The 24956-nt window shown below is 34.9% G+C and carries 29 protein-coding genes and 1 pseudogene; 21 read left to right on the plus strand and 9 right to left on the minus strand.

The window, feature by feature from the left end:
- Positions 1-191: 191 nt before the first annotated feature.
- Positions 192-980 carry a DUF4240 domain-containing protein gene (locus ACOZIR_RS12160; protein WP_045294480.1) on the plus strand — a complete coding sequence of 263 codons (789 nt, stop codon included), beginning with the start codon at positions 192-194 and terminating at the stop codon, positions 978-980.
- Positions 981-1025: 45 nt separating this feature from the next.
- Here the strand turns inward: ACOZIR_RS12160 and ACOZIR_RS12165 are convergent, their stop codons facing one another.
- Positions 1026-2003: a multidrug resistance efflux transporter family protein gene (locus tag ACOZIR_RS12165; protein WP_045294479.1), complete on the minus strand. Its 978-nt coding sequence runs from the start codon at positions 2001-2003 to the stop codon at positions 1026-1028.
- Positions 2004-2088: 85 nt separating this feature from the next.
- On the opposite strand from ACOZIR_RS12165, the gene ACOZIR_RS12170 reads away from it, so the two are divergent.
- On the plus strand, positions 2089-2646 hold the full coding sequence (locus tag ACOZIR_RS12170; RefSeq protein WP_045294477.1) for a helix-turn-helix domain-containing protein: 558 nt from the start codon (positions 2089-2091) through the stop codon (positions 2644-2646).
- 44 nt (positions 2647-2690) lie between these two features.
- Here the strand turns inward: ACOZIR_RS12170 and ACOZIR_RS12175 are convergent, their stop codons facing one another.
- Positions 2691-2975, minus strand: coding sequence for a hypothetical protein (locus ACOZIR_RS12175; RefSeq protein ID WP_028408390.1), 285 nt, complete (start codon positions 2973-2975; stop codon positions 2691-2693).
- 95 nt (positions 2976-3070) lie between these two features.
- Entirely contained in the window at positions 3071-3409 is a 339-nt protein-coding gene (locus ACOZIR_RS12180; protein ID WP_045294475.1) for a hypothetical protein, read from the minus strand.
- Positions 3410-3745: 336 nt separating this feature from the next.
- Between ACOZIR_RS12180 and ACOZIR_RS12185 the strand changes: the two genes are divergently transcribed.
- The 6 genes from ACOZIR_RS12185 (at position 3746) to ACOZIR_RS12210 (ending at position 11427) form a co-directional block, all read left to right on the plus strand.
- Positions 3746-4864, plus strand: coding sequence for a GAF domain-containing sensor histidine kinase (locus ACOZIR_RS12185; RefSeq protein ID WP_310878652.1), 1119 nt, complete (start codon positions 3746-3748; stop codon positions 4862-4864).
- Positions 4865-4879: 15 nt separating this feature from the next.
- Complete coding sequence (locus ACOZIR_RS12190; RefSeq protein WP_045294471.1) at positions 4880-5518, plus strand: response regulator; 639 nt, start codon at positions 4880-4882, stop codon at positions 5516-5518.
- A gap of 139 nt (positions 5519-5657) precedes the next feature.
- Positions 5658-6197, plus strand: a complete 540-nt coding sequence (locus ACOZIR_RS12195) for an NADPH-dependent FMN reductase (protein WP_045294469.1) — start codon at positions 5658-5660, stop codon at positions 6195-6197.
- Positions 6197-7414, plus strand: a complete 1218-nt coding sequence (locus ACOZIR_RS12200) for an MFS transporter (RefSeq protein ID WP_045294467.1) — start codon at positions 6197-6199, stop codon at positions 7412-7414. The genes ACOZIR_RS12195 and ACOZIR_RS12200 overlap by 1 nt, the downstream gene beginning before the upstream one ends.
- Positions 7415-7546: 132 nt before the next feature.
- Positions 7547-10753 carry an SNF2 helicase associated domain-containing protein gene (locus ACOZIR_RS12205; protein WP_421535624.1) on the plus strand — a complete coding sequence of 1069 codons (3207 nt, stop codon included), beginning with the start codon at positions 7547-7549 and terminating at the stop codon, positions 10751-10753.
- 17 nt (positions 10754-10770) lie between these two features.
- Complete coding sequence (locus ACOZIR_RS12210; protein WP_045294463.1) at positions 10771-11427, plus strand: MtnX-like HAD-IB family phosphatase; 657 nt, start codon at positions 10771-10773, stop codon at positions 11425-11427.
- An 11-nt stretch (positions 11428-11438) separates the two neighbouring features.
- Here the strand turns inward: ACOZIR_RS12210 and ACOZIR_RS12215 are convergent, their stop codons facing one another.
- Entirely contained in the window at positions 11439-12533 is a 1095-nt protein-coding gene (locus tag ACOZIR_RS12215) for an acetyl-CoA C-acyltransferase (protein ID WP_193377166.1), read from the minus strand.
- A 13-nt stretch (positions 12534-12546) separates the two neighbouring features.
- Complete coding sequence (locus tag ACOZIR_RS12220; protein ID WP_045294461.1) at positions 12547-13104, minus strand: biotin transporter BioY; 558 nt, start codon at positions 13102-13104, stop codon at positions 12547-12549.
- Positions 13105-13258: 154 nt separating this feature from the next.
- Here ACOZIR_RS12220 and ACOZIR_RS12225 point away from each other — a divergent pair, with 154 nt between their 5' ends.
- The 3 genes from ACOZIR_RS12225 (at position 13259) to ACOZIR_RS12235 (ending at position 15797) form a co-directional block, all read left to right on the plus strand.
- Positions 13259-14692 (plus strand): class I adenylate-forming enzyme family protein, encoded by a 1434-nt coding sequence (locus ACOZIR_RS12225; RefSeq protein WP_045294460.1) that lies wholly within the window; start codon positions 13259-13261, stop codon positions 14690-14692.
- Entirely contained in the window at positions 14679-15137 is a 459-nt protein-coding gene (locus tag ACOZIR_RS12230) for a GNAT family N-acetyltransferase (RefSeq protein WP_045294458.1), read from the plus strand. The genes ACOZIR_RS12225 and ACOZIR_RS12230 overlap by 14 nt, the downstream gene beginning before the upstream one ends.
- 114 nt (positions 15138-15251) lie before the next feature.
- The gene (locus ACOZIR_RS12235) at positions 15252-15797 is read left to right on the plus strand and encodes a YxiF family protein (RefSeq protein WP_045294456.1); all 546 of its coding nucleotides are present in this window, start codon (positions 15252-15254) and stop codon (positions 15795-15797) included.
- 481 nt (positions 15798-16278) lie between these two features.
- On the opposite strand, the gene ACOZIR_RS12240 is transcribed toward ACOZIR_RS12235, so the two are convergent.
- The gene (locus ACOZIR_RS12240) at positions 16279-16704 is read right to left on the minus strand and encodes a hypothetical protein (RefSeq protein ID WP_045294453.1); all 426 of its coding nucleotides are present in this window, start codon (positions 16702-16704) and stop codon (positions 16279-16281) included.
- 285 nt (positions 16705-16989) lie between these two features.
- Here ACOZIR_RS12240 and ACOZIR_RS12245 point away from each other — a divergent pair, with 285 nt between their 5' ends.
- The 8 genes and pseudogenes from ACOZIR_RS12245 (at position 16990) to ACOZIR_RS12280 (ending at position 21406) form a co-directional block, all read left to right on the plus strand.
- Positions 16990-17661, plus strand: coding sequence for a DUF3885 domain-containing protein (locus tag ACOZIR_RS12245; protein WP_045294451.1), 672 nt, complete (start codon positions 16990-16992; stop codon positions 17659-17661).
- A gap of 96 nt (positions 17662-17757) precedes the next feature.
- Entirely contained in the window at positions 17758-18063 is a 306-nt protein-coding gene (locus ACOZIR_RS12250) for a hypothetical protein (protein WP_045294449.1), read from the plus strand.
- Positions 18064-18085: 22 nt separating this feature from the next.
- Positions 18086-18643, plus strand: coding sequence for a hypothetical protein (locus tag ACOZIR_RS12255; protein ID WP_045294447.1), 558 nt, complete (start codon positions 18086-18088; stop codon positions 18641-18643).
- A 20-nt stretch (positions 18644-18663) separates the two neighbouring features.
- Entirely contained in the window at positions 18664-19260 is a 597-nt protein-coding gene (locus tag ACOZIR_RS12260; RefSeq protein WP_045294445.1) for a hypothetical protein, read from the plus strand.
- Positions 19261-19537: 277 nt separating this feature from the next.
- A pseudogene (locus ACOZIR_RS12265) lies at positions 19538-19810 on the plus strand (DUF5412 family protein); the annotation flags it as partial.
- A 172-nt stretch (positions 19811-19982) separates the two neighbouring features.
- Positions 19983-20351 carry a hypothetical protein gene (locus ACOZIR_RS12270; RefSeq protein ID WP_045294444.1) on the plus strand — a complete coding sequence of 123 codons (369 nt, stop codon included), beginning with the start codon at positions 19983-19985 and terminating at the stop codon, positions 20349-20351.
- 80 nt (positions 20352-20431) lie between these two features.
- Positions 20432-20914 carry a hypothetical protein gene (locus ACOZIR_RS12275; protein ID WP_045294443.1) on the plus strand — a complete coding sequence of 161 codons (483 nt, stop codon included), beginning with the start codon at positions 20432-20434 and terminating at the stop codon, positions 20912-20914.
- Positions 20915-21001: 87 nt separating this feature from the next.
- Positions 21002-21406, plus strand: coding sequence for a hypothetical protein (locus ACOZIR_RS12280; RefSeq protein ID WP_045294442.1), 405 nt, complete (start codon positions 21002-21004; stop codon positions 21404-21406).
- A 150-nt stretch (positions 21407-21556) separates the two neighbouring features.
- On the opposite strand, the gene ACOZIR_RS12285 is transcribed toward ACOZIR_RS12280, so the two are convergent.
- The 3 genes from ACOZIR_RS12285 to ACOZIR_RS12295 all read right to left on the minus strand — a co-directional run bounded on the left by ACOZIR_RS12285 (position 21557) and on the right by ACOZIR_RS12295 (position 22892).
- Positions 21557-21775 (minus strand): hypothetical protein, encoded by a 219-nt coding sequence (locus ACOZIR_RS12285; RefSeq protein ID WP_045294441.1) that lies wholly within the window; start codon positions 21773-21775, stop codon positions 21557-21559.
- Positions 21776-21967: 192 nt separating this feature from the next.
- A complete protein-coding gene (locus ACOZIR_RS12290) occupies positions 21968-22456 on the minus strand; it encodes a hypothetical protein (RefSeq protein ID WP_310878660.1) in 489 nt (162 codons plus the stop codon).
- Complete coding sequence (locus ACOZIR_RS12295; protein WP_045294437.1) at positions 22449-22892, minus strand: thiol-disulfide oxidoreductase DCC family protein; 444 nt, start codon at positions 22890-22892, stop codon at positions 22449-22451. The genes ACOZIR_RS12290 and ACOZIR_RS12295 overlap by 8 nt, the downstream gene beginning before the upstream one ends.
- A gap of 276 nt (positions 22893-23168) precedes the next feature.
- Between ACOZIR_RS12295 and ACOZIR_RS12300 the strand changes: the two genes are divergently transcribed.
- Both ACOZIR_RS12300 and ACOZIR_RS12305 read left to right on the plus strand, forming a co-directional pair.
- Positions 23169-23726, plus strand: a complete 558-nt coding sequence (locus ACOZIR_RS12300; RefSeq protein ID WP_045294436.1) for a hypothetical protein — start codon at positions 23169-23171, stop codon at positions 23724-23726.
- A 508-nt stretch (positions 23727-24234) separates the two neighbouring features.
- Positions 24235-24915, plus strand: coding sequence for a hypothetical protein (locus ACOZIR_RS12305; protein WP_328121477.1), 681 nt, complete (start codon positions 24235-24237; stop codon positions 24913-24915).
- Positions 24916-24956 lie beyond the last annotated feature (41 nt).

A 24956-nucleotide genomic window follows, 5' to 3' on the forward strand; every position in this document is an offset into this window, starting at 1 on the left:
TAAAATTAAATGCTAAGCGGAGTATGATCAAAAATAGCCCTTCAGCTTTTAATAAACTTTAAAAAGAGTTAAAATCAACTGAAACATGTTAAAAAAGCAAAGAAAAGGGATTATGAAGCGTCGTGGCTCTACATAACTTGTAAAAAGAGAACTATTCACAATAGTAGTGGGATGAAAAAGGGGAATGTATCATGCAAATAACCTTAGTGTATAAAGATGAGCAATCGAATAAATTTTGGAAAGTTGAAAGAAGAGACAGCAAGTTAGTCATTCACTTTGGCAAAGTTGATACAGCTGGCCGCATGCAAGTGAAAGAGTTTGTTTCCGCAGAAGCTTGTGAAGCGGAAGCTGAAAAGCTGATTCGTGCAAAATTGAAGAAAGGATATAAGCCTTTAACTTGTTCGATGCAAGTAATGAAAGACAGCACGATGTCAGAGGCACTCTTTTGGGAACTGATAAAAAAGGCGAAGACAAAATTAGATGTCGATGAGCAAATGGAATGGCTTCGCTCCACGCTAGCAAAGCGTTCTGAAAAGGACATTTTCCGCTTTGATCAGCTATTAAATCAGCATTTTGATCGATCCTATACTTCTTCATTGTGGGCAGCAGCGTATATTGTAATGGGTGGTTGTTCAGATGATTGTTTTGATTATTTTAGAGCTTGGCTTTTATATCAAGGAAAAGACATATATTATAAAGCAATTGAATCTCCTGAGACGATGATTGCTGCGCTTAAACCACTGGAAGCAGAAGGCTATGCTCCTCAATTAGAAGAATTACTTTCTGTAGCGTGTGAAGCTTACGAAGAAAAGACAGGTTTAGATAACGACTATTATTATGATAAATATGACCAGTTTGATCCAGTTTGGTACGATGAGCAAGATTTGGATCTTGATTGGGATGAAGATGATGAGGATGGTTTACAGATGCGATTCCCTGTGCTTTGGAGTCGCTATTGGAACAATCATCTTGAATATTAAAAAGAGGAGATGAAAACCTTTAAACAGATTTTCATCTCCTCTTTTTTATTTTGATAGAGTACGTGCCGGGGCGGCCGAAGACAGTTTTGTTTTTTTGTTTAGCATACTGTTCATAATCATTCCAATTACGATTATCGTCATACCAGCTAACGCAATCCCTGTTGGCATACGTCCATTTAATAAAAACACTTCGCCAAGCACGGTAAAAATCATGCTGCCTGATTGAGTTGCTTCAACCGCTCCAAGCAAACCTAAATTTTCTTTTGCCAAGTCTGTTGCGTAAAAGAACGTCATCGTAGCAATTACACCTGAACTCATTGCTAAGATAAAGGCTTGAGAAAATTGTGGCCCACTCGGGATACCTGTAGTAAAGAAGCCGTATATAGCGTAAATAATACTTAACGGAATGCTTCCTAACGTCATTCCTAAAACACGTTGGAACGTATCAAGCTTCCCGCTGCATATTTCCATCATTTTACGGTTTCCAAGCGGGTATAAAAAAGCAGCGACAACAACAGGCAGAAATCCTAATATAAACTGCATAGCCGTAATATTTTCTGCTTCTTTTACCTGCATAAGAATCACGCCTACTAAAATAAACGCTGAAACGCTAAGCGTTTTTAGCGGGATTTTTCCTCTCACTTTTTTATATCCTTCTGCAGTTTGAACTTTTATAAAAAACAACGGAGAAAGTAGAGCTCCTGCTAGAATGGTCACTTGCCACGTTCCCGCCACCAGCCATGATGGTCCGAAAAGCGAGGAAAAACTTAAGAGAGAATAAAAACCTACTCCTGCAAGTGTACCCCAGCCCAGCCAAGACCACGGATGTTTTTTCATTTCCTTCCACAGAGGCATAAATTTCTTTTGCAGCAGTACTAAAATGAGTAAAATAGGAATAGCGAATAAAAAACGGAGGGATGCAGTCCATGCCCAACTCGTTCCAGATACATTCATTGCTCGGTTAACGATAAACGTAGCGGAAAAGAACATGGAAGATAATAGTCCCCATATTATTGCTTTCATTGTTTACCCTCCTTATTAAATATATTATAATATGTTAATTACTCAAAAAAGTTTATCATAATATATATCAGAAAGGAAGGAAGAAATGCATACGGAAGAGATGATTAAAAAAGTAGGCAGTGAATTACGAAAAATCAGGGTACAAAATCATTTGACACTGGATGAACTAGCTGAAAAGACAGGAGTCAGCAAACTCACGTTAGGGAAAATTGAAAGAGGAGAGACCAACCCTACTTTAGGGGTGATGTGGAAAATAACCACAGGTTTAAATATTCCTTTAACCAAATTAGTATCAGTGGAGCCTTCAGTATCCCTATCTAAGTGCGGAGAAGGATTTTCTCTCAAAGGACCAGATGAAGCGTGGAAAATCGAATTTATGTTTCAAAACCAAATGGATTCGACGATTGAAATGTACCGAGCCTTTCTTGCGCCTCTCGCTACATACCGTCCTGAACCGCATCACAAAGGATTAATTGAAGTAGCAACGGTAATGGAAGGAAGAGTTGAAATAAAAATTGAAGAAGAGGTATACGAGTTAAACCAATTTGATTCGGTCAAATTTGAAGGAAGTCACACGCACTCATACAAAAATCTCGAAGAACGTCCCGCTGTGCTGCATCTACTAGTAAAATATGAGCAATAAAGCGGCAGAGCCGCAGTAAAACGAACCATAAAAAATGATTCGTTTTACTGCGGCTCTAATAGCTGTTTATTCATCAGCTTGTTTTGATAGCTAATATATTTTTTTACTTTAATGATACTTAATGAATATTCTTCAATCAAACGGTGGATAGATTGAACCATACACTCTGGGTAATGATGTTTTTTCTGTAAATACACTTTATACTTTCGAATTTGTCTTTCGAAATATAAAATAACTTGTTCAGGCGTTTTTACCAGTAGCGATTGCATGTATTCATTTACTTGCGTTTCAAGAAACGAATAGCGATTTGTGATAAAAAATGTCTTCATCTTATTTTCCTCCCTATATGTTATTGGTACAAAAAAGAAACCCTTGTGCTAGGATTTCTTTTCTGCTTTTTATTTGAATCAGCTGTGCACAACTTTTAGGCACTGATACTTGAAATCGAAGACTGTCTATATTTTTTTATTTTGCATTTTATATATGTAGGCGTTTCGCCGAAAAGATTTGCTACATGTGCAATAGCTCCGTAATACGTTTTGGCATCCATCATTTCTGTATTCACAATATAGTCATACAGGGATGATTCAATATCATCAACAAAAGCTAAAATGTGACGCTTTTCGAATAGGAGTTGATAAAGTTCATTAATTAAGTATGGGCTTTGATCAAATTTGTCTTGAAGCTGCTCTACTCGGTACTTTGTCATAGGCACTTCACACAAGATAATGTATCGTAACTCTTCTAAAAATAATTTATTCATCTTTCTCACATCCCTATTCTGTTAATAATTATATAATAGCACTATGCCTTCATATTTGGAAGCGTTTTCAATGGATTAATTTTAATATTTTTTTCTTCTCATTTCCCTTCATTTTTTCTTTTCTTACGTGAATTATCTGTAGTATAGTTCGTTTTACATAAAGACTCTAGCTAATTGTTAAACTACCTGACATACTTTTTGAAATTTTCATTATTGATGTCAAAAATTCTTACATACCTAAGCAAAAACACCTTAAAAATAACGTCCTATTAGCCGGAATCACCTTTAATTGTGATAAAATAAAAAATGGAAAATACATCATATAGGAGAGAAGCTATGGAAAAAGATCATATTTCAGAGCTTAAGATTTTAAAAGACATTGCCGAGATTTTAAATGAAGGCACTAATTTACATACAATGCTTCACGATGCTCTTTTAAAACTGCTGCAAATAACAGATTTACAAACAGGATGGATCTTTTTTATTGATGAAAATGGAAAACATGAGATGGTTGCTACTCAGCATTTGCCGCCAGCTTTATTAAATAAAACCGCTCAGCCTATGTGTAACGGAAGCTGCTGGTGTGTTGATCGGTATATGGATGGCCGGCTTCAAAAAGCGTCTAATATTATGGAGTGCAAGAGACTTGAAGATTCCGTCATTTATGAGTGGGGAGATACACACGACGTTACCCATCACGCAACGGTTCCTTTACAAGCAGGAGATGAGCGCTTTGGATTATTAAATGTAGCTGCCCCTCATAAAATTCATTTTGAACAGCGAGAGCTTGATTTATTAGGATCCGTCGCTCTTCAAATTGGCACGGCTATCAAGCGAATTAAGCTGACGCAATCTCAGCAGGAAGTAAAACTTATTGAAGAAAGAAACAGACTGGCCAAAGATCTTCACGATTCTGTTAATCAGCTGTTGTTTTCCATTAATGTCACAGCCAAAGCAGGAAGCAGCTTAGCAAAAGATGTGCAGTTAAAAGAGACTTTTTCCTTAATCCAAGAAACCGCTCAGCATGCTCAAGTGGAAATGAAAGCATTAATTTGGCAGCTTCGTCCTCAAGGATTAGAAAACGGCATTGTCAGTGCGTTAAAAAGCTATGGTCAAATGCTAGGGCTTAACGTAACAGAACAAATTAAAGGAGTGTCCGTTTTGCCTGCTGTGATTGAAGAGACACTGTGGAGAGTTGGGCAAGAAGCTTTTAATAATTGCCGAAAGCATGCGGGTACGGCAGAGGTACATCTAAACGTAAATATAAGTAAAGAACAAGTGATCATGAAAGTCCGAGATAGCGGCAATGGTTTTATGTATAGTGCTTCAGCAGAATTGCCGACGCTGGGGCTAAAAACTATGCATGAGCGAATAAAAAGATTAAATGGAAAACTATCTGTTACAAGCAGCATAGGAAACGGAACGGTTGTGGAGGTATCTATTCCTCTTTCATAACGGAAAGGAGCGCACATGAAAATAAAGATTTTAATCGCAGATGATCACCACGTCGTCCGAAAAGGACTTGTCTTTTTCTTACAAACACAGCCTGACCTAGAAATTGTAGGAGAAGCTTCTAATGGGGAAGAAGCTGTAAAGTTAGCGACATCTCTAGAACCTCATATTGTTTTAATGGATTTATCGATGCCGCTTCTCGACGGAATCGAAGCAACAAAAGAATTAAAAAAACAAGCACCGCATGTACAAGTCATGATTCTAACAAGCTTTTCAGATCAAGATCACGTGATACCGGCACTAGAAGCTGGAGCTTCAGGCTATCAGTTAAAAGAAAGTGATCCAGATGAACTTGTATCTGCTATTCGAAAGCTAATGAACGGAGAAAATCAGCTTCATCCAAAAGTCACCACACACTTGCTAACACGGTTAACCAAAAGCAGCGAAAAGAAAGTCAATTTTATTGATCACTTAACAAAACGAGAAAAAGACGTATTAAAAGAAATTGCAAAAGGAAAAAGCAACAAAGAAATTGGTGCTACCTTACATATTACAGAAAAAACAGTAAAAACACATGTGTCTAATATTTTATCGAAGCTTGGGGTTCAAGACCGCACTCAAGCTGCTCTATATGCTGTTCAGCACGGAATTTCCTAACCTACGACTTTAGTTGTAGGTTTTTCTCTGTTCACCTCAGTCCATATTGGTAGCTTTCTTTCTATCAATAGCAGGACGAAAAAAAGTTTGATCACCCATATACTATACATATAACCAAACGACAGAGGAGTAGATAAATATGAACATACTTATTATAAATGGAAGTCCTAGAGAAACAGGCCGAACAACACAAGTGACGAGAGAACTTTACAAAAGCTATCAAAGTTCTTTTCTAGATTTAAGCCAATTATCGCTTCCTATATTCACAGGTGAACCTCATCAGTATGAAACAGAAGAAGTACAAGAGCTAATTGAAAAAATAGAAAAAGCAGATGCTATTTTACTTGCAACGCCGGAATACCACGGAGCTATGAGCGGAGCATTAAAAAATGCGTTTGACTTTTTAAACAGCGCGTATTTTGCACATAAACCCGTGGCACTTTTAGCGGTAGCAGGAGGAGGAAAAGGAGGCATTAATGCTTTAAACAACCTTAGAACCGTTGCTCGCGCTTTGTATGCGAATGTTCTATCTAAGCAGCTGGTATTAGACCCTGCAGACATCGTAGAAAAAGGGACTTTACGAAAAAATGCAGCTGACGGAATTCATGAATTAGTTAACGAACTGATTCTTTATACACAAGTATCTAAGCAAATTTTAGAAGCTAAGCAAAATGTGTGATGAAGGCGCTTTATAAAGACCGTCGCTTTCAAGCCGTAGTAGCTGCTAATGTTTTATCCTCTATCGGTTCCGGTATTACAATGCTTGCCATTCCTTTACTGTTGGTTGCGTCCCCAAATGGGAATAAACTATTTGGCACAATTATGCTGATTATGACGGTAATTAGCTTTGCAGCTACTCCGTATATTGGCATTCTTATTGATCAAATGTCACGGAAAAAGCTATTGCTAACGGTAGAACTTATCGGTTTTACCACGGTCATGCTATTTGTTATCGTTGGTTTTGTTACAGACTATTCAACAATTCACTACGTCATTTTGTACGGAACCGGAAACCTTTACTACACGTTTTTTTATCCAACGATTTTTGCGTTAAATCAAGAAATTTTTTCAAAAGATGCGTTTCAATCATTAAACAGTATCATGGAAATACAAGGTCAGCTATCTAGTATGCTTGCAGGCGCTCTGGCCAGTCTAGTCATTACTCGTTGGTCGCTTCAATGGATTTTAATAGTCGATGCAGCTACGTATATAGCTGCATTCCTTTTTCTATTGAGTATTCCCTATAAACAAAGCAGGGAACGAAGCGACAAAAAACACACTGCGATGATAGAGGGATTAGCATTCATAAAAGAAAATCGCTCGGTATCTATTTTTTTACTGCTTTCTTTTATGCCTTTCGTTGCTGTGATGATGACGAACTATTTGTTTCCTATTTATCTGACTCAAAAATTAAAAGCAAGTCCAGCAGCGTATGGGATTGAGAGTGCCGTATATGGTTTCGGAGCATTAACCGCAGGGATATTCGTCGTATCTATTATGAAAAGAACAGGTACTGAGCTAACCATTATGCTTAATATAAGCCTTTTTGCACTCGGAATATCGATCATCTTCTTTATGAAGCTTCTGCCCATTTACTTTTCTATTGTGTTTCTTCTTGCTTTTGCAAATGCAGGTACAAGAGTAGCTCGAAATACGTTTATGATGCAGAAAATACCGAATATTATCGTGGGAAGAGTGGACAGCTGTTTTCGCTTTATTACGTTAGGGATTCGTATTTTATTGATTTTCTTTTTTACGTACGTTACGGCTAATGATCATATAGGACTTGCTTTTTTAGGACTTAGCCTGCTTTTATTATCATCCGCCGGAGCAGGCTGGATACTTTACAAAAGAAAACAGCGAAAACAGTCTGCACTGCTTAAGAGTGTTTTATAATGTCTGTTGCATGTTATAATAGAAGAATTGACAAATAATGTTCAACGTTTATGACGTTGGACATTATTTGTTCTGAATAGAAATTAAACAGCAGCAGCATTGACTGTTATGCGATTGGAAGATTGTGAAGCGATGATAAATAAAACATTAAACAAAGAACAATTAAAAGATTCGTACTCAAGCAGAACGTACTATAGAGGACACACGTATTACAAGCAGGGGCGTGTGCTTGATTTGGAATACAATGAACAGACCACTACGTGGACAGCATCCGTTCGAGGTGCGGAAATGTATACGGTAATGGTTGAACAAAAAGGAAATTCTTTTTATTCATTCTGCGATTGTCCTGCTTATCACGAGTTTTCAGAATGCAAACACGAAGTAGCTGTTTTATTAACCATTTGCGATGAGCGCGCAAAGCCGCAGCCAATTAAAACAAAGCCTTTTCGCCAAAGCAAAGAATACGAAAATGTAAATCATTTTATCGACTTATTTTCAAGCTATCAGCAAACCATAAGCGATCACAGAAAATATGCAGATAAAGATCCGTTGAAAGTAGAATTTATTTGTAAGTCTTACTCAGAAGAATTTTTACGTTCAGAAGGAATGTACGTAGCGCTTGAAATGAAAGTAGGCTTCGACCGGACGTACGTAGTAAAAAACATTCAAGAATTTTTAACAGACGCTAAAGAATTCCAAACTCATGAATTTACCAAGCGCTTCGAATATGACCCTGCGGAACATTTTTTTATAGAAGAAGATAAGAAAATCATTGAGCTGCTGATGGATATTATGACAAATGAATCATTTTATAAAAATTCCTATTCCATGTATCGTTCGTCCGCAAATAACAGAGAATTAATCATTCCATCCATTGTAGCCAAAGAGTTATTTCAATTGCTTAAAGGTCGAAACTTTACTTTTATTCATGAAGGGCATTCGTATGAAAATATTATCTTTGCTGAAAGCTCAGCTCCTTTTTCGTTTCAATTAAACAAGCACCCGGCAGCTGGGTTTGAGCTAGACTTTACGGAACTTCATCAAGCTTCATTTTTCGATCGATACGGCTGGCTATTTTTAAAAGGGACGTTTTATGAGCTATCTCAAGATCAGCGGATGCTTCTTGAAGGGCTTCGAAAAACGGCTCCTTTGAAGCCAGTCGTACCTATAGCAGAAGAGCAGATGGGCAATTTTTTATCTCACGTTGTTCCGGGACTAAAAAAAGTAGGGAAAGTGGATATCGCAAAAGAAGTCTCCCATCAAATTATTGCACCTGAACTAAAAGCAAAAGTATTTATTGACCGTGAGGATGAACAGCTGTTTGTGACGCTTCGGTACAACTACGGAGAGATTTCGATTAATCCATTTTCACCCCGGTCTGAAAAATACGATAAAATCTTAATACGAGATTTAGAAAAAGAAGACCGCGTTATGGACTTAATCGAAACGGCTCCTTTAAATATTTATAAAAATCAGCTGTACTTAAATCAAGACGAATCATCTTTATATGAATTTTTGTTTCATATTGTTCCAAAGCTTGATGAAATAGCGGATGTGTATATTACGGATGAGATGAAAGATTATGCTTATACGGATTTTTCTGCGCCAGTAACAACGGTTGACATTCAAAATAGCAATGGACTATTAGAAATTAATTTTGATTTAGGAGACATTAATCATCAGACTGTTCAAGATGTTTTAAAATCTGTTTTAGAAAAGAAAAGCTATCATCGTCTAGATAACGGTGCGTTTATCCCTCTTGAAAATGAAGGCTTTGAACATATTCAAAATCTGTTTCGTGAGCTGAACGTAACGGAAAAAGATTTAAAGGATAACTCATTGCAAGTACCTTTGTACAGAGGAATGCAAGTGGAAGAAATTATGAGTGCGGGTGATAAATCAGCTGCTAAGTTTGGCTCAGCATTTAAAACATTACTTACACAGCTCAAATCTCCGGAGGAAATGGATTGGGAAGTACCGGAATCCTTGCAGGCATCCCTGCGTGATTATCAGCGCAATGGGTTTAAGTGGTTTAAATCTCTGTCTCACTACTCTTTAGGAGGCGTACTGGCTGATGATATGGGGCTTGGAAAAACGCTTCAAAGCATTGCCTATATTTTATCTGAAAAAGATCATGACGAGGATAGCAGTGCCTTTTTAATTGTTGTGCCGGCTTCCTTGATTTATAACTGGCGCAACGAATTAGAGAAATTTGCACCGAATTTAACGGTTCAAACCATTACAGGAACGCCGAGTGAGCGTGAGGAGAAGCTAAAACGAACAGCTGACGTATGGATCACATCTTATCCAACGCTGCGTCAAGATATTGATTTGTATCAGCACCTTCATTTTCATGCTTTAATTCTAGATGAGGCTCAGAGTATTAAAAATCATACAACAAAAACAGCAGTAGCTGTTAGGACTATTTCAGCTAAAAAACGTTTTGCGCTGAGCGGTACGCCTATTGAAAACTCACTTGACGAGCTTTGGTCAATTTTCCAGACCATTCTTCCGGGTTTATTTCCAGGGCTCCGCCAATTTAAAAACATGTCATCGGAGCAGGTCAGTCGAATTGTAAGACCATTTTTACTGCGACGAGTAAAAAAGGATGTATTAAAAGAACTGCCTGATAAAATTGAAACAACTCATTTATCTGAGCTCACTAAAGAACAAAAAGAGTTATATGTAGGCTATTTAGAACAGTTAAAATCATCTTTAGCCGGTGAAGATTTTAATAAAAACCGAATGAAGATCTTGGCGGGATTAACAAGACTGCGCCAGATTTGCTGTCATCCGTCTTTATTCGTTGAAAATTACGAAGGGTATTCAAGCAAATTAGAGCAGCTGCTTGAGATTACAAGAAATGCGGTTGCCAACGGAAAACGTTTGTTAATCTTTTCGCAGTTTACAAGCATGCTTCATATTATTCGAGAAGAGCTTCAAAAAGAAAACCTTTCTTACTTTTACTTAGACGGTCAGACGCCATCAAAAGAACGAGTGGAAATGGCGGATCGATTTAATAATGGAGAACAAGACATTTTCTTAATCTCGTTAAAAGCCGGAGGCACAGGCTTAAATTTAACGGGAGCCGATACAGTTATTTTATATGACTTATGGTGGAACCCAGCTATTGAAGAACAAGCGGCAGGCCGTGCACACCGCATTGGGCAAAAAAATGTTGTGCAGGTCATCAAGCTTATTTCTCAAGGAACCATCGAAGAAAAAATTTACGGCTTGCAGCAAAAGAAAAAAGAACTCATCGAACAGGTTATTCAGCCGGGAGAAACAATGCTTTCTAGTTTGACAGAAGAAGAACTTCGAGAACTGCTTAGTATGTAGCAAAGGATGTGTGAGGAATGAAAAAATGGGCGTTTGTATCAGATTTTGATGGAACCATTTCAAAAAAAGATTTTTACTGGATTGTGATTGAAAAGTATTTTCCAGAAGGTGAAGAACTTTTCCACCGATGGAAAGCAGGAGAAATGAAAGATATTGATTTTTTATCTACTGTTTTTCAATCCATTCACCAAGAAGAACCAAAAATTTTAGAAGAAGTAGTGAATATTCCAATTGATGAATACGTGCCCGCTTTTATTAAAGCTGTTCAGAAAAACGGCGGAGATTTTTATATTTTAAGCGCTGGAACAACGTACTATATTAAACCGATTTTAGATAAATACGGTGTTGAAAAAGTTGAAGTTTATTCGAATGAAGGATATTTCCATCAAAACAACGTTCACTTGCGTCTAGACCCTGCTCACAGATGGCATTCAGAACGCTACGGCATTGATAAATCGGCTGTTATTAAAGAACTAAAAGAGACATACGAAACGATTTATTTTGCCGGTGACAGCGAGCCGGATTCACATCCGGCAAAATATGCAGATGTTACATTTGCGAAAGATGCTCTGCAAGATTTACTGCGCGAACAAAACGTTTCATTTGTTCCAGTTGAGACATTTGAAGATATTGAGCAATATTTGATGAAACATAATGTAATAAAAAAGGCATAAAAACAGCGGTATTATTTGATTACTTCAAATAATACCGCTGTTCCTATTCCGCCTCCGCTTCCTAAAGCAGCTATGACATATCGCACGTCACAGCGCTTGCTTTCATAAAAAAGACGCGTAGCTAAAATAGCTCCTGACGCTCCGTAAGGGTGTCCTAGGGTCAATGCTCCTCCGCGAACATTCACTTTCTCTTGTAATATCCCCAGTTCTTGCATACAAGCGACAACTTTAACGGCAAAGGCTTCATTGATTTCAAATAAGTCAATATCATCTACCGTAAGAGAATTTCGCTTCAAGATATTTTTAATCGCAGAAACGGGCGCAATAGCAGGGTAAAGAGGTGACACTCCTGAAATATCGGCGTCGATAAAACGTAAAACGGGCTCAAAGCCTAAGGCACGTGCTTTTGTCTCTTCCATCACAAGTGTAATACAGGCTCCGTCATTAATTCCACAGCTGTTTGCTGCAGTGACGGTGCCTTCTTTTTTCAAAAAGACGGGGCTGGCTTTTTGCAGCAGCTTTGTTAGGTTTCGTTTTTTCATAAATGCTTCATCGTGCATCACGTTTGGAAGAGGAAGCGTTTCTTCTTCAAACAATCTTTTTTCAAAAGACTCCCAGCTTCTTTCATGACTTAAAAGAGCATATCTGTCCTGCTGATCTTTAGATATGTTGTATTGCTGGGCTACGTTTTCTGCTGCAATTCCCATGTCGGGGTCACCAATTTTATCAGGAGAAAAACGTGCTCTTTTTTCAAAAGGAGAAGTACTTGTACTTTCAACGCCTCCAGCTAAATAACACGTTCCAGCGCCTGCTTTTATCAAATAGCTGGCCATTCGAATCGCTTCTAAACCAGCTCCGCACTGACGATCAATAGTCATTCCCGGGATAGAAAAAGGGAGGTCTGCTTCTAAAACGGCAAGCCTAGCTACGTTTCCTCCTGGACCTACAACATTTCCTAAAATAACGTCATCAATTTCATGTTCAATTCCAGCGCTAAGATGTTTCAATAAAGGAGCCGCTAGCTCTTGAACGTGAAAATTCTTAAGTGCGCCGTTTTCTTTTCCAATCACTGTACGCTTCGCTTTTACAACTGCCGCCTGGTAGATAGTCATCACTTCCTTACATAGAAGCCGTATTGGAACGACCAGTTACGGTTACTACTTTTCGGACTTTTGTAATTAAATAAGCCGCTATGATTGCTTTTATGCAGTCACCGGGAATATAAACTAAACTTAATTGAAGAGATTTCCAGAACGGTATGTGAAGTAGCATCGCTTGTACAGGAATGCCAAAAGCGTAAACTAGCAAAATTCCAAACAGGACATTTGTTATGAATACCTTTGTAAACGTAAGGTTTTTCAACTTGGATAGTGTCCATCCTATAAAGAAAGCTGCAAATATATAGCTGATTAAATAGCCAGCACTTGGACTAAAAAATACGCTCATACCACCGCGCCCTCCAGAAAGCAAAGGGACTCCTACAGCTACTAAACATAAAAAAATAAATTGGCTTAATGCGCCTAATCTAGCCCCAAGAATACCTCCTGCCAGCATAACTCCCATCGTTTGAAGAGTAATAGGAACGGGAGTAAATGATAGGAAAATAGGAGGAACAAGCCCTAGCGCTCCCATTACAGCCGTAAATAAAGCAACGTATGTCATATCTTTTGTTTTCATCGTAAACCTCCTTTATGTATGATAAAACATGACTATCTTATCTTATTAAACTTAAATTAGTCAACTTTATATTTTTATAAGTTTACATTTTTCTTTTCTCAAATTTACATTTACGGTACACTAAGAGTAAAATAAAAAGGGAGTTTACGCAGTAATGAAACGAATTGAAGAACTAATTTTTTATCAGTGCCAACAAACGCCTGACAAACTGGCACTTTCGGATTCTATTAATGAGCTGAGCTACAGTCAAATGTGGGATCGTGTATGCAAAGCCGAAAAACAGCTGAAAGAAAAAGGGATGGAAAAAGGAGAGCTTGTTGCTTTAAGTATGGCAAACAATGCAGCAGCTGTGGTGTCATTTTTAGCGATTTTAAAAGCCGGTGGAATTGTAATGCTTTTACACAATGAGTCAACAGAGGCTGAAGTGGATACCTATTTTTCTATTCAATCCCCGAATTGGCTATGGCAAACATCTTCTCTAACTAAAATAAGAGAAGAGAAAGCTATGCTGCCCTTACGGCAAGTAAATGAACTATCCGACCTATTTTTATTTGGATTTACCTCTGGGTCAACAGGGAGACCAAAAGGATTTGTAAAATCGCATTATTCTTGGTCTTCATCATTTCAAGAGTGGTCGGATATATTTTCTTTAGAGCAACATGACAAAGTGCTTGTTCCTTTACATATCTCTTATTCCGCCCAGCTTTACCCGGTTTTGCATGCGCTTTGCAGCGGCATGCACGCTCTCATGCTAGAAGCATTTACACCTTCGTCTGTTTTTAACAAAGAAGCTAGCTGTATGTCTATTACACCCGCATTAATTTCTCCGTTACTTCGTTATGCACAAAGCAGATCAAAAGAAAAACAACTTCTGCCAAAGACCGTAATTTCAGTAGGAAATAAATTATCTCCTTCCGTTCGGAAGAAATTTTCACAAGCGTTTCCTGTTGCCTCTCTTTATGAATATTACGGATCTTCTGAAATGGGATTTGTTACGGTACTTTCACCACATACCGCTAAAACGCTGCCTCATACAGTAGGTTATCCTGTTGACAGTGTAGACGTTTTAATCCTGAACGAACGTGGAAAAGAAGTAGAAAAAGGAAACAAAGGAACGTTATTTGTAAAAACAACTCAAGCATTCGAAGGGTTTGTTAAGGACAGCGAAGAAACGGACCGCTCATTTTTTAACGGATATGTTACGTCACACGATATTGCGGTTCAGCTTCAAGACGGAAGCATTACCATCGTAGGGAGAGATAAAAATGTGATTAAAAGCAGCGGAAGCTTAGTATATGCTGAAGAAATTGAAGAGCTGCTTTTACAAATACCGGGCGTTAGCGAAGCAGCCGTTTTTAGTGTAGTAGATGCTGAACGTTCAGAAGTCGTAGGTGCAGCAATTGTTTTAGAGAACATTTCTCTTTCTGAAGTAAGACAAGCGCTGACAAAACAAGTATCTGCTTATAAAATCCCGCGCGTATGGAGAATTTTAACGTCCTTTCCGCGAATGAAAAATGGTAAAATTGACAAAGCAACGATATACAGCTACTTTACAGAGAAAGAAGGGAAGACATATGATCTCATTTGAACCCATTACAGCTGACACGATGTATATTGTGTCAGAGATTATCAATTCAAACGAAGCTTATAACGTGTTAGAAAACGGCAAAAAAGAGCGAAGGGAAGAAGAGCTTTTTAAAGAATACATGAACGAAAAAACAGACAGTTATTTTATAAAAGCCGACGATACATACGTAGGGGTTATTGATTACATGAAGCAAAATCCTAACGATGATCATCCGTGGATTGGAGCTTTTATTATTCATAGCGCCTATCACAATTTCAGTTTCGGAACGCAGGCGTATCTAGCGTTTGAAGACAAGCTAAAAGAAGAGGGAATTTCCGTTCTACGTCTTGGGGTTCTGTCTCAAAATCCTAGAGCCAAGCTGTTTTGGGAACGCCTTGGTTTTACCCAGTACGCCACTAAGCCGCTGCATCATAATCAAGTTAACTGCTTGGAAAAAGAGCTGTAAGAAAATCCGTGGGTTATACTATACCCACGGGTTTTTTACTGTACTGGAATGCAAATGGAAGAGGTCCGTATTTTCACGTGATAGATAGATTAAATCCTTATAAAAAAGGTAGATATGATTAAAGAAGCACCCATTACCCAGAAAATCGTTCAGGATACAAAAAGCGAGGGAAGAACAATAGATAACTATTTAAGAAAAGAAAAAATAGCTGAATTAAAGAGAAAAAACTACTTAAAAAGAGCTGAAGAAGATTTCAAAAAATGCATTCCAGATATTTCATCGTTTGAGATAAATAACGAAAAAGTTTACTTGGACAAACTAGAGTTTATTTATTCGTCAAAGCTTAAACTTAAGGCATTCTTCAAACATGATGAACAAAGAATAAAAGTTGAATTAGAAGAATTTCAAAACAAAATAAAGGGTTATCTTAATCAAAAAGTTGTAATTTACAATGGTAGAAAACATGAACAATTGCCTAATTTAATAATTGAATTAAAAGATTTTTATGAAAACTTAGAAAGTGTATTATATTATACAGAAGCTAATAATTCTGAAGCTTATTTCTGGTTCATACTCATAAATGTTGATGAGAAATTTGGCATTTTCATCAGTGAAGATGAGTATGGAATGGACTCAATTTTCTATTGGGGAATTGAATAAGGAAGATTAAATTACAATGTTTAATAAAAACTGCACCTTCGATTATTTTAAATCTAGGTCCAGTTTTTTTGCACTTATTGGTTTCCACATGATTAAGGGTGTAAAACACCGTATGTAAATAAAGCTCTTTCAATATAAAGAAATAATGAGAGAAGATCCTATTAATTAAATAAGGTGTGTTTTTTTAGATATGACTATAAGCAATTATTTTTCATCTCAAGCTGGCCACATTTCTTTTTCAAAACTTATATTAAAAGTTTGATGTGGAACCCTACTATTTTTAAGCTATTTGTTCTAACACACTATCAAGATTCGATTTGAATCCATCATTTTTTTCTAACAAGAACGTTCGCAAAGTTTTATGTGTTTTAGAGAACGTTCGTATATTATTTCAAAACTTAAACGAACGGTGAAAATGATACATTTTCTATATAAATCAAAAGTTCAAAAAAGTATACTTTTACGGACGACATATTCTCTATCATTTAAATGTAAAGACTTTTTCTACGCTCAAATTATTATCTCTATACAAAGAAAATTGGTACTTTCCCGCAGATAGTTTCCCTGGACTAATTTTAAATTCATAACCCGAAGTACCCTCATCATTAGGAATAGTTTTTTTTATTAAAACATTGCTCTTATCCTCGATATTAGCTAAGTTTAGTACAAACCTTTTATTTTGTTTTTCCTTTCCCGAATTGGCTTTGAAATGTGCAGATACAATTATTTCCTTGTTTCGATCCACCTTATTTCGTGGATTAATAATTTGTTGAGATTCATCATTTGTTTTATATCCTATTTCTATATTATCTCTTTTGATTTCTCCATCTTCTTTGAGTACAAAAAAGAAAAGAGCAATAGAAATCAATAGAACAAATAAAATCAAAAAACTTTTACCTTTCGACATATAAATTACCTACTTTGTTATATTATAGTAGATTTATACCATAATAACTTTTTATTCACAACAGTACATACAAAGGAGCTTTTTCAAGATATTAGAGCACATAAGTCCGGAAATTTATATTTTTACGGACTTTTTATGATAGATAATTTTAAACAATAATTATGTATCATATCTTCGATAAATTAATATGACAAAAACAACAGCATTTTCTATTATGCTAATGGGGTAGTTTAGTACAATGAGAATATTACTAAATAATGAGCGAAAGAATGGAGTTAGAGGCTTATGGAGTTAAAGGAATACCTTAATATCAATTTTCCAAGTCTTATTTTGAAGCCAAGCCTTTATTATCAATGGAATACAGGTATTCACTTTGAATTAGGAAATGAAATTTATCAATTCACAAGTGAAAAGGACCAGATAAACCTTAATCGATTTGAACAAGTATACAGTCAAGCATTATCTATTTTTAACGATTTATTTTCTTTACATGACGAAATAATTCTTGTTACAAATGTTTATCAGTACAAAACCTCTAAAAACAGAGGACAGCGAATAAAGGTCTATAATCGCTATATAAAGGATAAAGACTTAAAATTTAGTTTAAAACATAAAACTTTACCTTATGTATTTGGTGAGGAGGAAGATGCTGATGAGTATAGCACCTCCCAATTTTATTTACGCTGTCGTAAACAAGATATTAGATACACCTTATTAATTAAAGCTGCTTGTAATGAGGATTTTCCCTTGAAGCCTAAATTAGGTAAAATAGCAGGTTCGTACTATCCAGATTTATTTTTCGTGAATGTAACTAAAAATCTTATCTTTTTTATCTACGACGATAGAGGCTGTGAAGTCATTGCCAGGGACAAAGAGTCTATACGCTCAACTTATGAAAAGTACTATCACTTAGTCGATGAAAATTGTCGAACAGAGATTAATCAACTTTTTAAATAAAGGATTCTTGAGCTAAATGCGATTAATTAGAGGAAAAATATTCATAAAGCATAATTATTTTAGGTAGATAAATTAATTAGAAAGTGAGGGAAGTACATGGGACTTGATATGGAGATGTACGGCAAAGAAGATCAGTATCTTGATTTTAAAGAAATTGAGGAGTCACTACATGATGCTCTGTTTTACACAAATAATAACTGGAGAAGTTATTTGTATTTAAGAAAAATTAGAGATTATTATTTGACTAACGTAGAATTTGATCGAGACGAAATTGATAAATTTATAAAGGATTTAGAGAACATAAAAATATTTATCCCTAAAGATTATCATTCAGCATTAAGTGAATTAATAAAAATATTGAGTAATCACGAAATCCAAAAAATATCTATAGCAGGAGACTAAAAAGGCATATTGGAGGTAATTTATGAAAAATTGGGAGCTGAAAGATACTGATCAGTTGGAAAAAGAATCTGATTGGAATTCAGCAAGGGATAAGTTATATCATAATTGGAAAGAAAACCCCCATGACTTGAAGGTTTTTCTGAAACTTAGCTTTTTATGTTGGTATTTAGTTGTAGAATGGGACGTAGAAAACACGAGTAAAGTACAAGAAAGTGATCATGATGACTACAAAGAATTGCTGCAGGAACTTTATCAATATGGAATCATCCATTTTAAAGAAGATGCATTTTTTAATGCTGTTTTTGGTTTTATGATTGAGTTGTTTCCAGAATACTTTGGAGAAGATTACGATAAAACAAAAGAGTTCGGTGAATCACTGATTAATAAATCCTTCAATTTGAACAAGGAAGATCCATTTATAGAACTTATTTACCTTTCCGGACGAACTCCATCCAGAAATCCGGCTTATAGTAACGCAGTAGAAAAGCATTCTACCACTGTTAAGAATATGCTTAAAGGGACGGGTGTTTTTCAAGAATATTTTAGCTACATGCTGCTACCTAATGGAAATCAACTTTAGCATCTAATCGAGGAGAAATCATGAAACCAAAAGACTTACTTAATTTTTATATTAAAACTGATCTCCTTCCTCTCTTAGAGCCTTTAGGCTTTAAATATGCCAAAAGCACACCTAAATTATCTAGAAAGACAGGGCATTTCAATTTAAGTTTATCTTTTTGTATTAGTCAGTATAGCTCCCAAGATGAATGCATTTTTTGGACTATGTGGGATGTATCGTCAAATGAATATGGGAAATGGTATGAGCAAACTTGGGATACACAGTTAGCTAATAATGTAGTTGTTGCCAGCATAGATTGGAATATTCCTAACTGGTTAGAAGGTAATGAAGAACACTTTACACTTTACAATAAAAAGTCAGATAAAAAAGAGTTTAGTAAATTTGTTCAAAATGTAATAAATATAGGTATTCCTCATTATGAACAGATTATAGATTGGAATACAGCAGCTGAGATGGCCTTGAATGAAGAAGATGTATTTTATGAAAGAGTATGTGATTTTTATTTAATGGCTAATGAGAAAAAGAAAGCGAAAGATGTTCTTACATATGGTCTCAAACGAGCCACCGAGGAAAATTATGAAGATTTAAAGCAAAGAATGGATAAGTATTTTAAATGAAATTGAGATTAGAGAAAAGGAACGCCCATCACAGAGTGTTCCTTTTTTTGTATCAATAACGCACATTATGTTAACTACGGATGTATATTAAATTCATGATTTTTTAACTCAATTCTGATATATAATCAGATAGAAACAAAATTATAATTTAGTTCATCTGAATAGAGGTTAGAAATTGAAAAAACGTTATATAGTATGTTTGGCTGCATTAAGCGCTCTTCTAGTTATAGGATTTGTTTAGTGGTTTCTTTTTGCTCCTAGTTATCTACAATTTGCTCCAAAGGGAGAATATATTTCTCAAAGTACATCTCCTAACGGTGATTACATAGTAAAGATTTATCGTTCAAGTGGTGGAGCGACTACACCTTTTGCTATTAGAGGAGAAGTGACTTATACAAAGAAGGTTTTTAATAAAAGGAAAAATATCTATTGGAATTATCCTCAAGAAACCGCCAAAGTTAAATGGGTAAATAACAAAACAGTTAATATTAGTGGCCATATATTAACTGTTAAAAAAGATACATTTAATGCTAATGATGTAGATGATTAAATTCTGTTCATACTACCGATAACTGTGATTACGGTAACTAGCTTTATGGGGTATACATAAGGTAATTGAAGAGTATTAAAGTATATGGGAAAATAATTGAGGAATTTTTGTTTTTTTAATACTGTGCAAAAGGATCTATTTAAATAGATAGTTTCAACCAAGGAGGAAACAAATGCGAGAGTGTCCCGAAGAATTAGACTTTATTTCATTATTTGAATGTATTCCACTTAAAAAGGACCAAAATGAGAGCTTTTTGTACGATGAGTCCACTTTTATCTTTACGAACGAAATAAACAGGTTCGAAGTGAAAATCTCACCATTCTATAACTCTTTCTCGCTTTCAGTAACGGATTTAGAAGATGATGAAATCTTTTACTACAGACTCGAATCAGTTACAAAGATTGAGATCATGAATGACAATAAAGAAAGCAAAGCAATTCGATTATTTATAGATCAAGGAATTGACCGTTTTATAATGATTATGGATTTAGTATTTAGACCCAAATTTAAAGTTTTGCTAAAAGAAGTTTTAGATTCCTAGAACGCATATCATAGTAATTGTAAATATATGCACTCATACATGAAATAATAAGGATAAAAACTTTAAAAGGAGAAACGACTTTGAAGATAGACAATCAGAGATTAGCAGAAAAAGCTTTACAGTATTTACTTGTGGGTAGTCAAATGGATGGAATAAAGTTCACGTGTGAGGTTTCTACCATTTGCCTGACCTTTACTCACTACGATCGAAAGGAAGATGATGCATTCGTTTTAACGATTGAAACAGAGTGGACGGTATATGATGACGTTCCACTTGTCTACCCATCCTCAGAGAAAGAAGTCCCCGCACATACCGAAGAACAGCATTTTAAGCATATTTGGGATATTAAGAGACAAAAAGTAGTCAATGTTCAAATAGGTCATCGGTCGCCCCATCTCATTATTTCATTTGAATCAGGCAGCATTTTGTTTGTAAACGGTCACGATTCGAATTATGAGTGCTGGCAACTAGGGGATCATTTTGCAGGTGGTAATTGTGATTGGCTTTTAGTAGCAACTCCAGGCGATGATATAGCAGTTTGGTCTCCTGAAAGCTTTGAATAAACTTATAGAATGCTGATTATGGTAACTTTAATAGTTTATTGTATGTGTGAGCGATTGAGATATTTTATTAAAAAGGGGACCTTTAAAGTGTTAAATATTAAGAACTTTCATTTGTTAAATAGTCTTTCACCAGAATTTTCGTTATTAGATATGAAATACATCACAGAAATAAGGTATTTTATAGAATATAGCAACAGGTTTTTATTTGATGAAGAAAACAAAACTAATTTACATATAATTTTTCTTTTACAACCTAAAGGGACTCATAACTTTTATGAAGTCAGTATGAATTTTTATGGAGTAGAAAATTTCGAACTATTTGCGAATGGCGGAGCTATACAACTATCTATACTACAAATAATAAATATTAGTGATAGAAGTTGGGAAAACATTAGGTTCCAAGTACGAGACGTAGAAAATGAAGATATCGACTTTTATTGTAACAGTATTGAAATTTTAAATGTTAAGGAATCACAGATTATTGATGGCTAATACTCTAATATATATTTAGATAGCCTTTCTACCCATAACGCACATTATAGTAACTATGTTTGGATATAGCATACATTTATAAAATGGAAATTAAAAAGAGCTACATTAGCTCTTTTTAATAAATTTTCATAGTGAATAAATAAATTTCTTTTATTTAATAACCTCATTTAGGTTATCTTCTGCGTTCTTCATAGATTTATATACAAATACATGTAAATATAATCCTATAACTGCAGTAGTATTTAAAATAATACTCATAATTGGTAACGTCCATTCAAAAAAAGTAGGTAGATGTCCGTTCACACTTATTGTAGAAGTACTAACTCCAATTATTAAAATGGAAATTAGCAAGGGCAAATTTTTAATCAAAGTAAATCCTCCTATACATCATCACTTTTTATTTTACCATAAAAAGAAATAAATGTATTTTTAATAAGTGTGCCTATAATGCTGCTTATGTTAATTGAATCTGTATATGGTATTCATCTCAAGCTTCTTTTTTTAGAATGAAATAGTAAAAAGAAGAAATTCCTAAACTGACCAATATAATAGGTAGAACAATCATTGTATGTTCACCTTCTTTTTCATAAAGCCTGTTTGGATAGGCGTTTCAGCTGTTACTGGAGAGTCAAAAAATACTTTTTTTAATTTTTTATATTCAAAGAAAAGTAAAGCAATACTCATACAGGTTAACAAGATGGTAACAGAACGAGCTGGTATCTCAAAACAAAGGTCAAGAATAGTAATGTTTACTGTGATAGGTAAGTAAATAATGTTTCCTAAAGTTGCTGTCTTTGGAATTACTAATAATAAGGCTGCTGTTATTTCTCCAAAAGCAATAAAAAGATTATATGTATCCGAATACCCAAAGAAGTGCCAAGCCAGTTGCATCGCTGAGTCCTTTGTCGAGTCATATATAAAGTCGCCTGTAGAAAACTGGCCTGGATAGATTTTGGCAATACCGTAAATCAAGAAAGTTAATGCTAAAGACCATCTAAATGTAGTGATAATTGTCATTCTAAGCTTTTTTCGAAATGTGCTTCTATTCATTGATTTTCCCACTTTCTATTTTCGTTTTAATAAACCTATTTTGTATTTCTTTGCTAGGGACGAGACAACTTTCTTTTTTCCCAAAGAATCGATATCGATTCTTTGCAATAAAACGGTACACTCTATCTCGAATTTTTTCAGGTATTACCCAAAAGAGAATGAAAAACCTTATAGGTCCGGTAAGCTTGTTTATAATATGTAAAATTGCTGTAGATTCCGTATATATCTGCCCTTTGTCAATTAAAATAATGGAATTCAATTGTGTATTATTCGGATTGTGATTTCTTATCAATAAATGTGCTAAATCTGATTGAAGAGATAAAAATTTAAATATGCCTTTAGGATCTCTTTTTATCACAAATTGGACCCAATGATTACATATGTTACATATACCATCAAACAGAATAATAGGTTGATTGTCTTTTTTTACCTTCAATATATTTCATCCCTTTAATTAATTGTAAATATTTTCTACAAATAATTATAATACGAGATTTAATAAAGCTCACCTAACAATAATGTAAGACGGGCTTACAATTTTGTTAGATGAGCTTCATTTTTTTATTAAAAGTGCCTAAAAACGACAGTGTGGTAACTAGCACTTTGCAATATATTCAACTTATAAAATGGATTTTGTGATAAAATTAACATAGTTTTGTAATATATTACATATTTACAAAAGGAAATTCATTATAAGTATGAGGAGAAAATAATGAAGAAATTAAGATTGCTATTTGTATGTACAGTGGTAACAGGTTTGTTAATTTTCGGTGCTGTAAACATCTTCAATTTTATAGACAGTAAATCTAAGACTATGGAGACTAAAGCAACACAGGGGAATGAAAAGGTGGATACAGCAAACCGTGAAGATGATAATGTAAAGAAAGCTATCCGTACAGTTAATAACTCTCTGTCAAATATGATGAATAGTTATAAAGAAGAGCAAGTAAAACGTTTTGTAGAGGCTAATTGTTCACAGTTAATCAAAGACCAAAAGTTAATTGCAGATCAAACCTATAATATTCATAATGAAAAAATACGCAAAGATATACAAAATGTAGTAGGTCTGTATAGTATTTTTATCTATGAAGCTCCAGATGGTGAAAAACTATCTGATGCTCAGGGTATTCTACAGGATATAGAGGATATTATGAACGGCCATACACAACAGAAAGGGAAAAGTGGTTATTCACATTTTGCTGAAGGTAAGAACTCAAAAGATGTCGGCTATGCTGCTAACGCCTTTTATGGAGAATCTGAAAGTAATTAAAGATTCATATTTACTTTAAACAAGTGGACTCATTCGTTAATCGATTGAGTCCTTTTCGCTAATTATAATGAAGGTTATGCTAACTCTATTATAATTAAAAATAAATTAATACTCATTAGAAATGCGGTGAAATAAATAGTGGATGAAAAAACTATAGGGAAAATTACTCGTAATTTTGCAATAGCTGGTTGGATCTTTGTTTTTCTTTTTATTATCGGATACATATTTCCATTTTTCTTTATTTTAGGTTTTTAGGCTGGGGAATAGGAGGTATTTGATTTTTCTTTAATTTCTTGTGCTTAATTTGGTTAGTTATTTGTGTTTGCAAAAATTTAAAAGATAAATTTTACATCAGACATTTGATTTTAACTGTCTCATTTGTAATTGTCTATCCTATATTTTTTTATATTGTTCTTAAAAATGCTCACAGTATTTTAAATTAGATGTTAAGTTTTTATAAAATATTTGTTCCTTAGATTCCGGTATTTTACGTTAATGGAGTGAGAAAATGACAACTGCAAAATTGTTTACAGCTATTTATATACCATATACACCTTTTCAAGATGAAGTACTAAAACCAAAGAATGCTAGAAAATATAAATTTAAGTTGGAAGAAAGTGAACGTCTAACAACTACCCTTTACCGTTTTGTTTATAGCAGAAATGAAAAACAAATAAATTGTTTTTACATAGTCGATGATTGGGAAGATCCTTATCGTTATCTCTTTATAGAAAACAACGAATTATATGATGAATTTACATCTCAATTTGGAGTAGCAGGCGTTCAAGGCGGTTATTGGGAATTCGGAATGGATACATATTTAGATACCGATTCTCCTGAAATCATATTTAAAAAATTAAATAAGGCTATAAATCATGGTTATGATGAAGACACGCCTATGCCAATATGTCATATATACGGTCAAGATATGTGGCACGGAGATGCTTTTATCGTAGCTAATCGTACAGCACTAGAAGAAATGCGTAATGCTATTGATATTGCTTTAAAATATGGAGAAATAAGAACAACTTTATCACCTTCTGATAATGAGGGATATGACTTATTTATTTCTTGTGTAGAGGATAAATTTGATTGGGACTTGGTAGGAATGCCTTATCATGACCACGAATTTTTTGAAAAACCTAAAGTTCCTGTTAAAGCTTTTAGAAAATACAAAATTAAGAAGTAATCAGATATTTTTTCACTTCTATTTTTAAATTTACTGAAAGC

Source organism: Priestia sp. D3YE.R1, from assembly GCF_049199565.1.
In the GTDB taxonomy this organism is placed as follows: Bacteria; Bacillota; Bacilli; order Bacillales; family Bacillaceae_H; genus Priestia; species Priestia aryabhattai.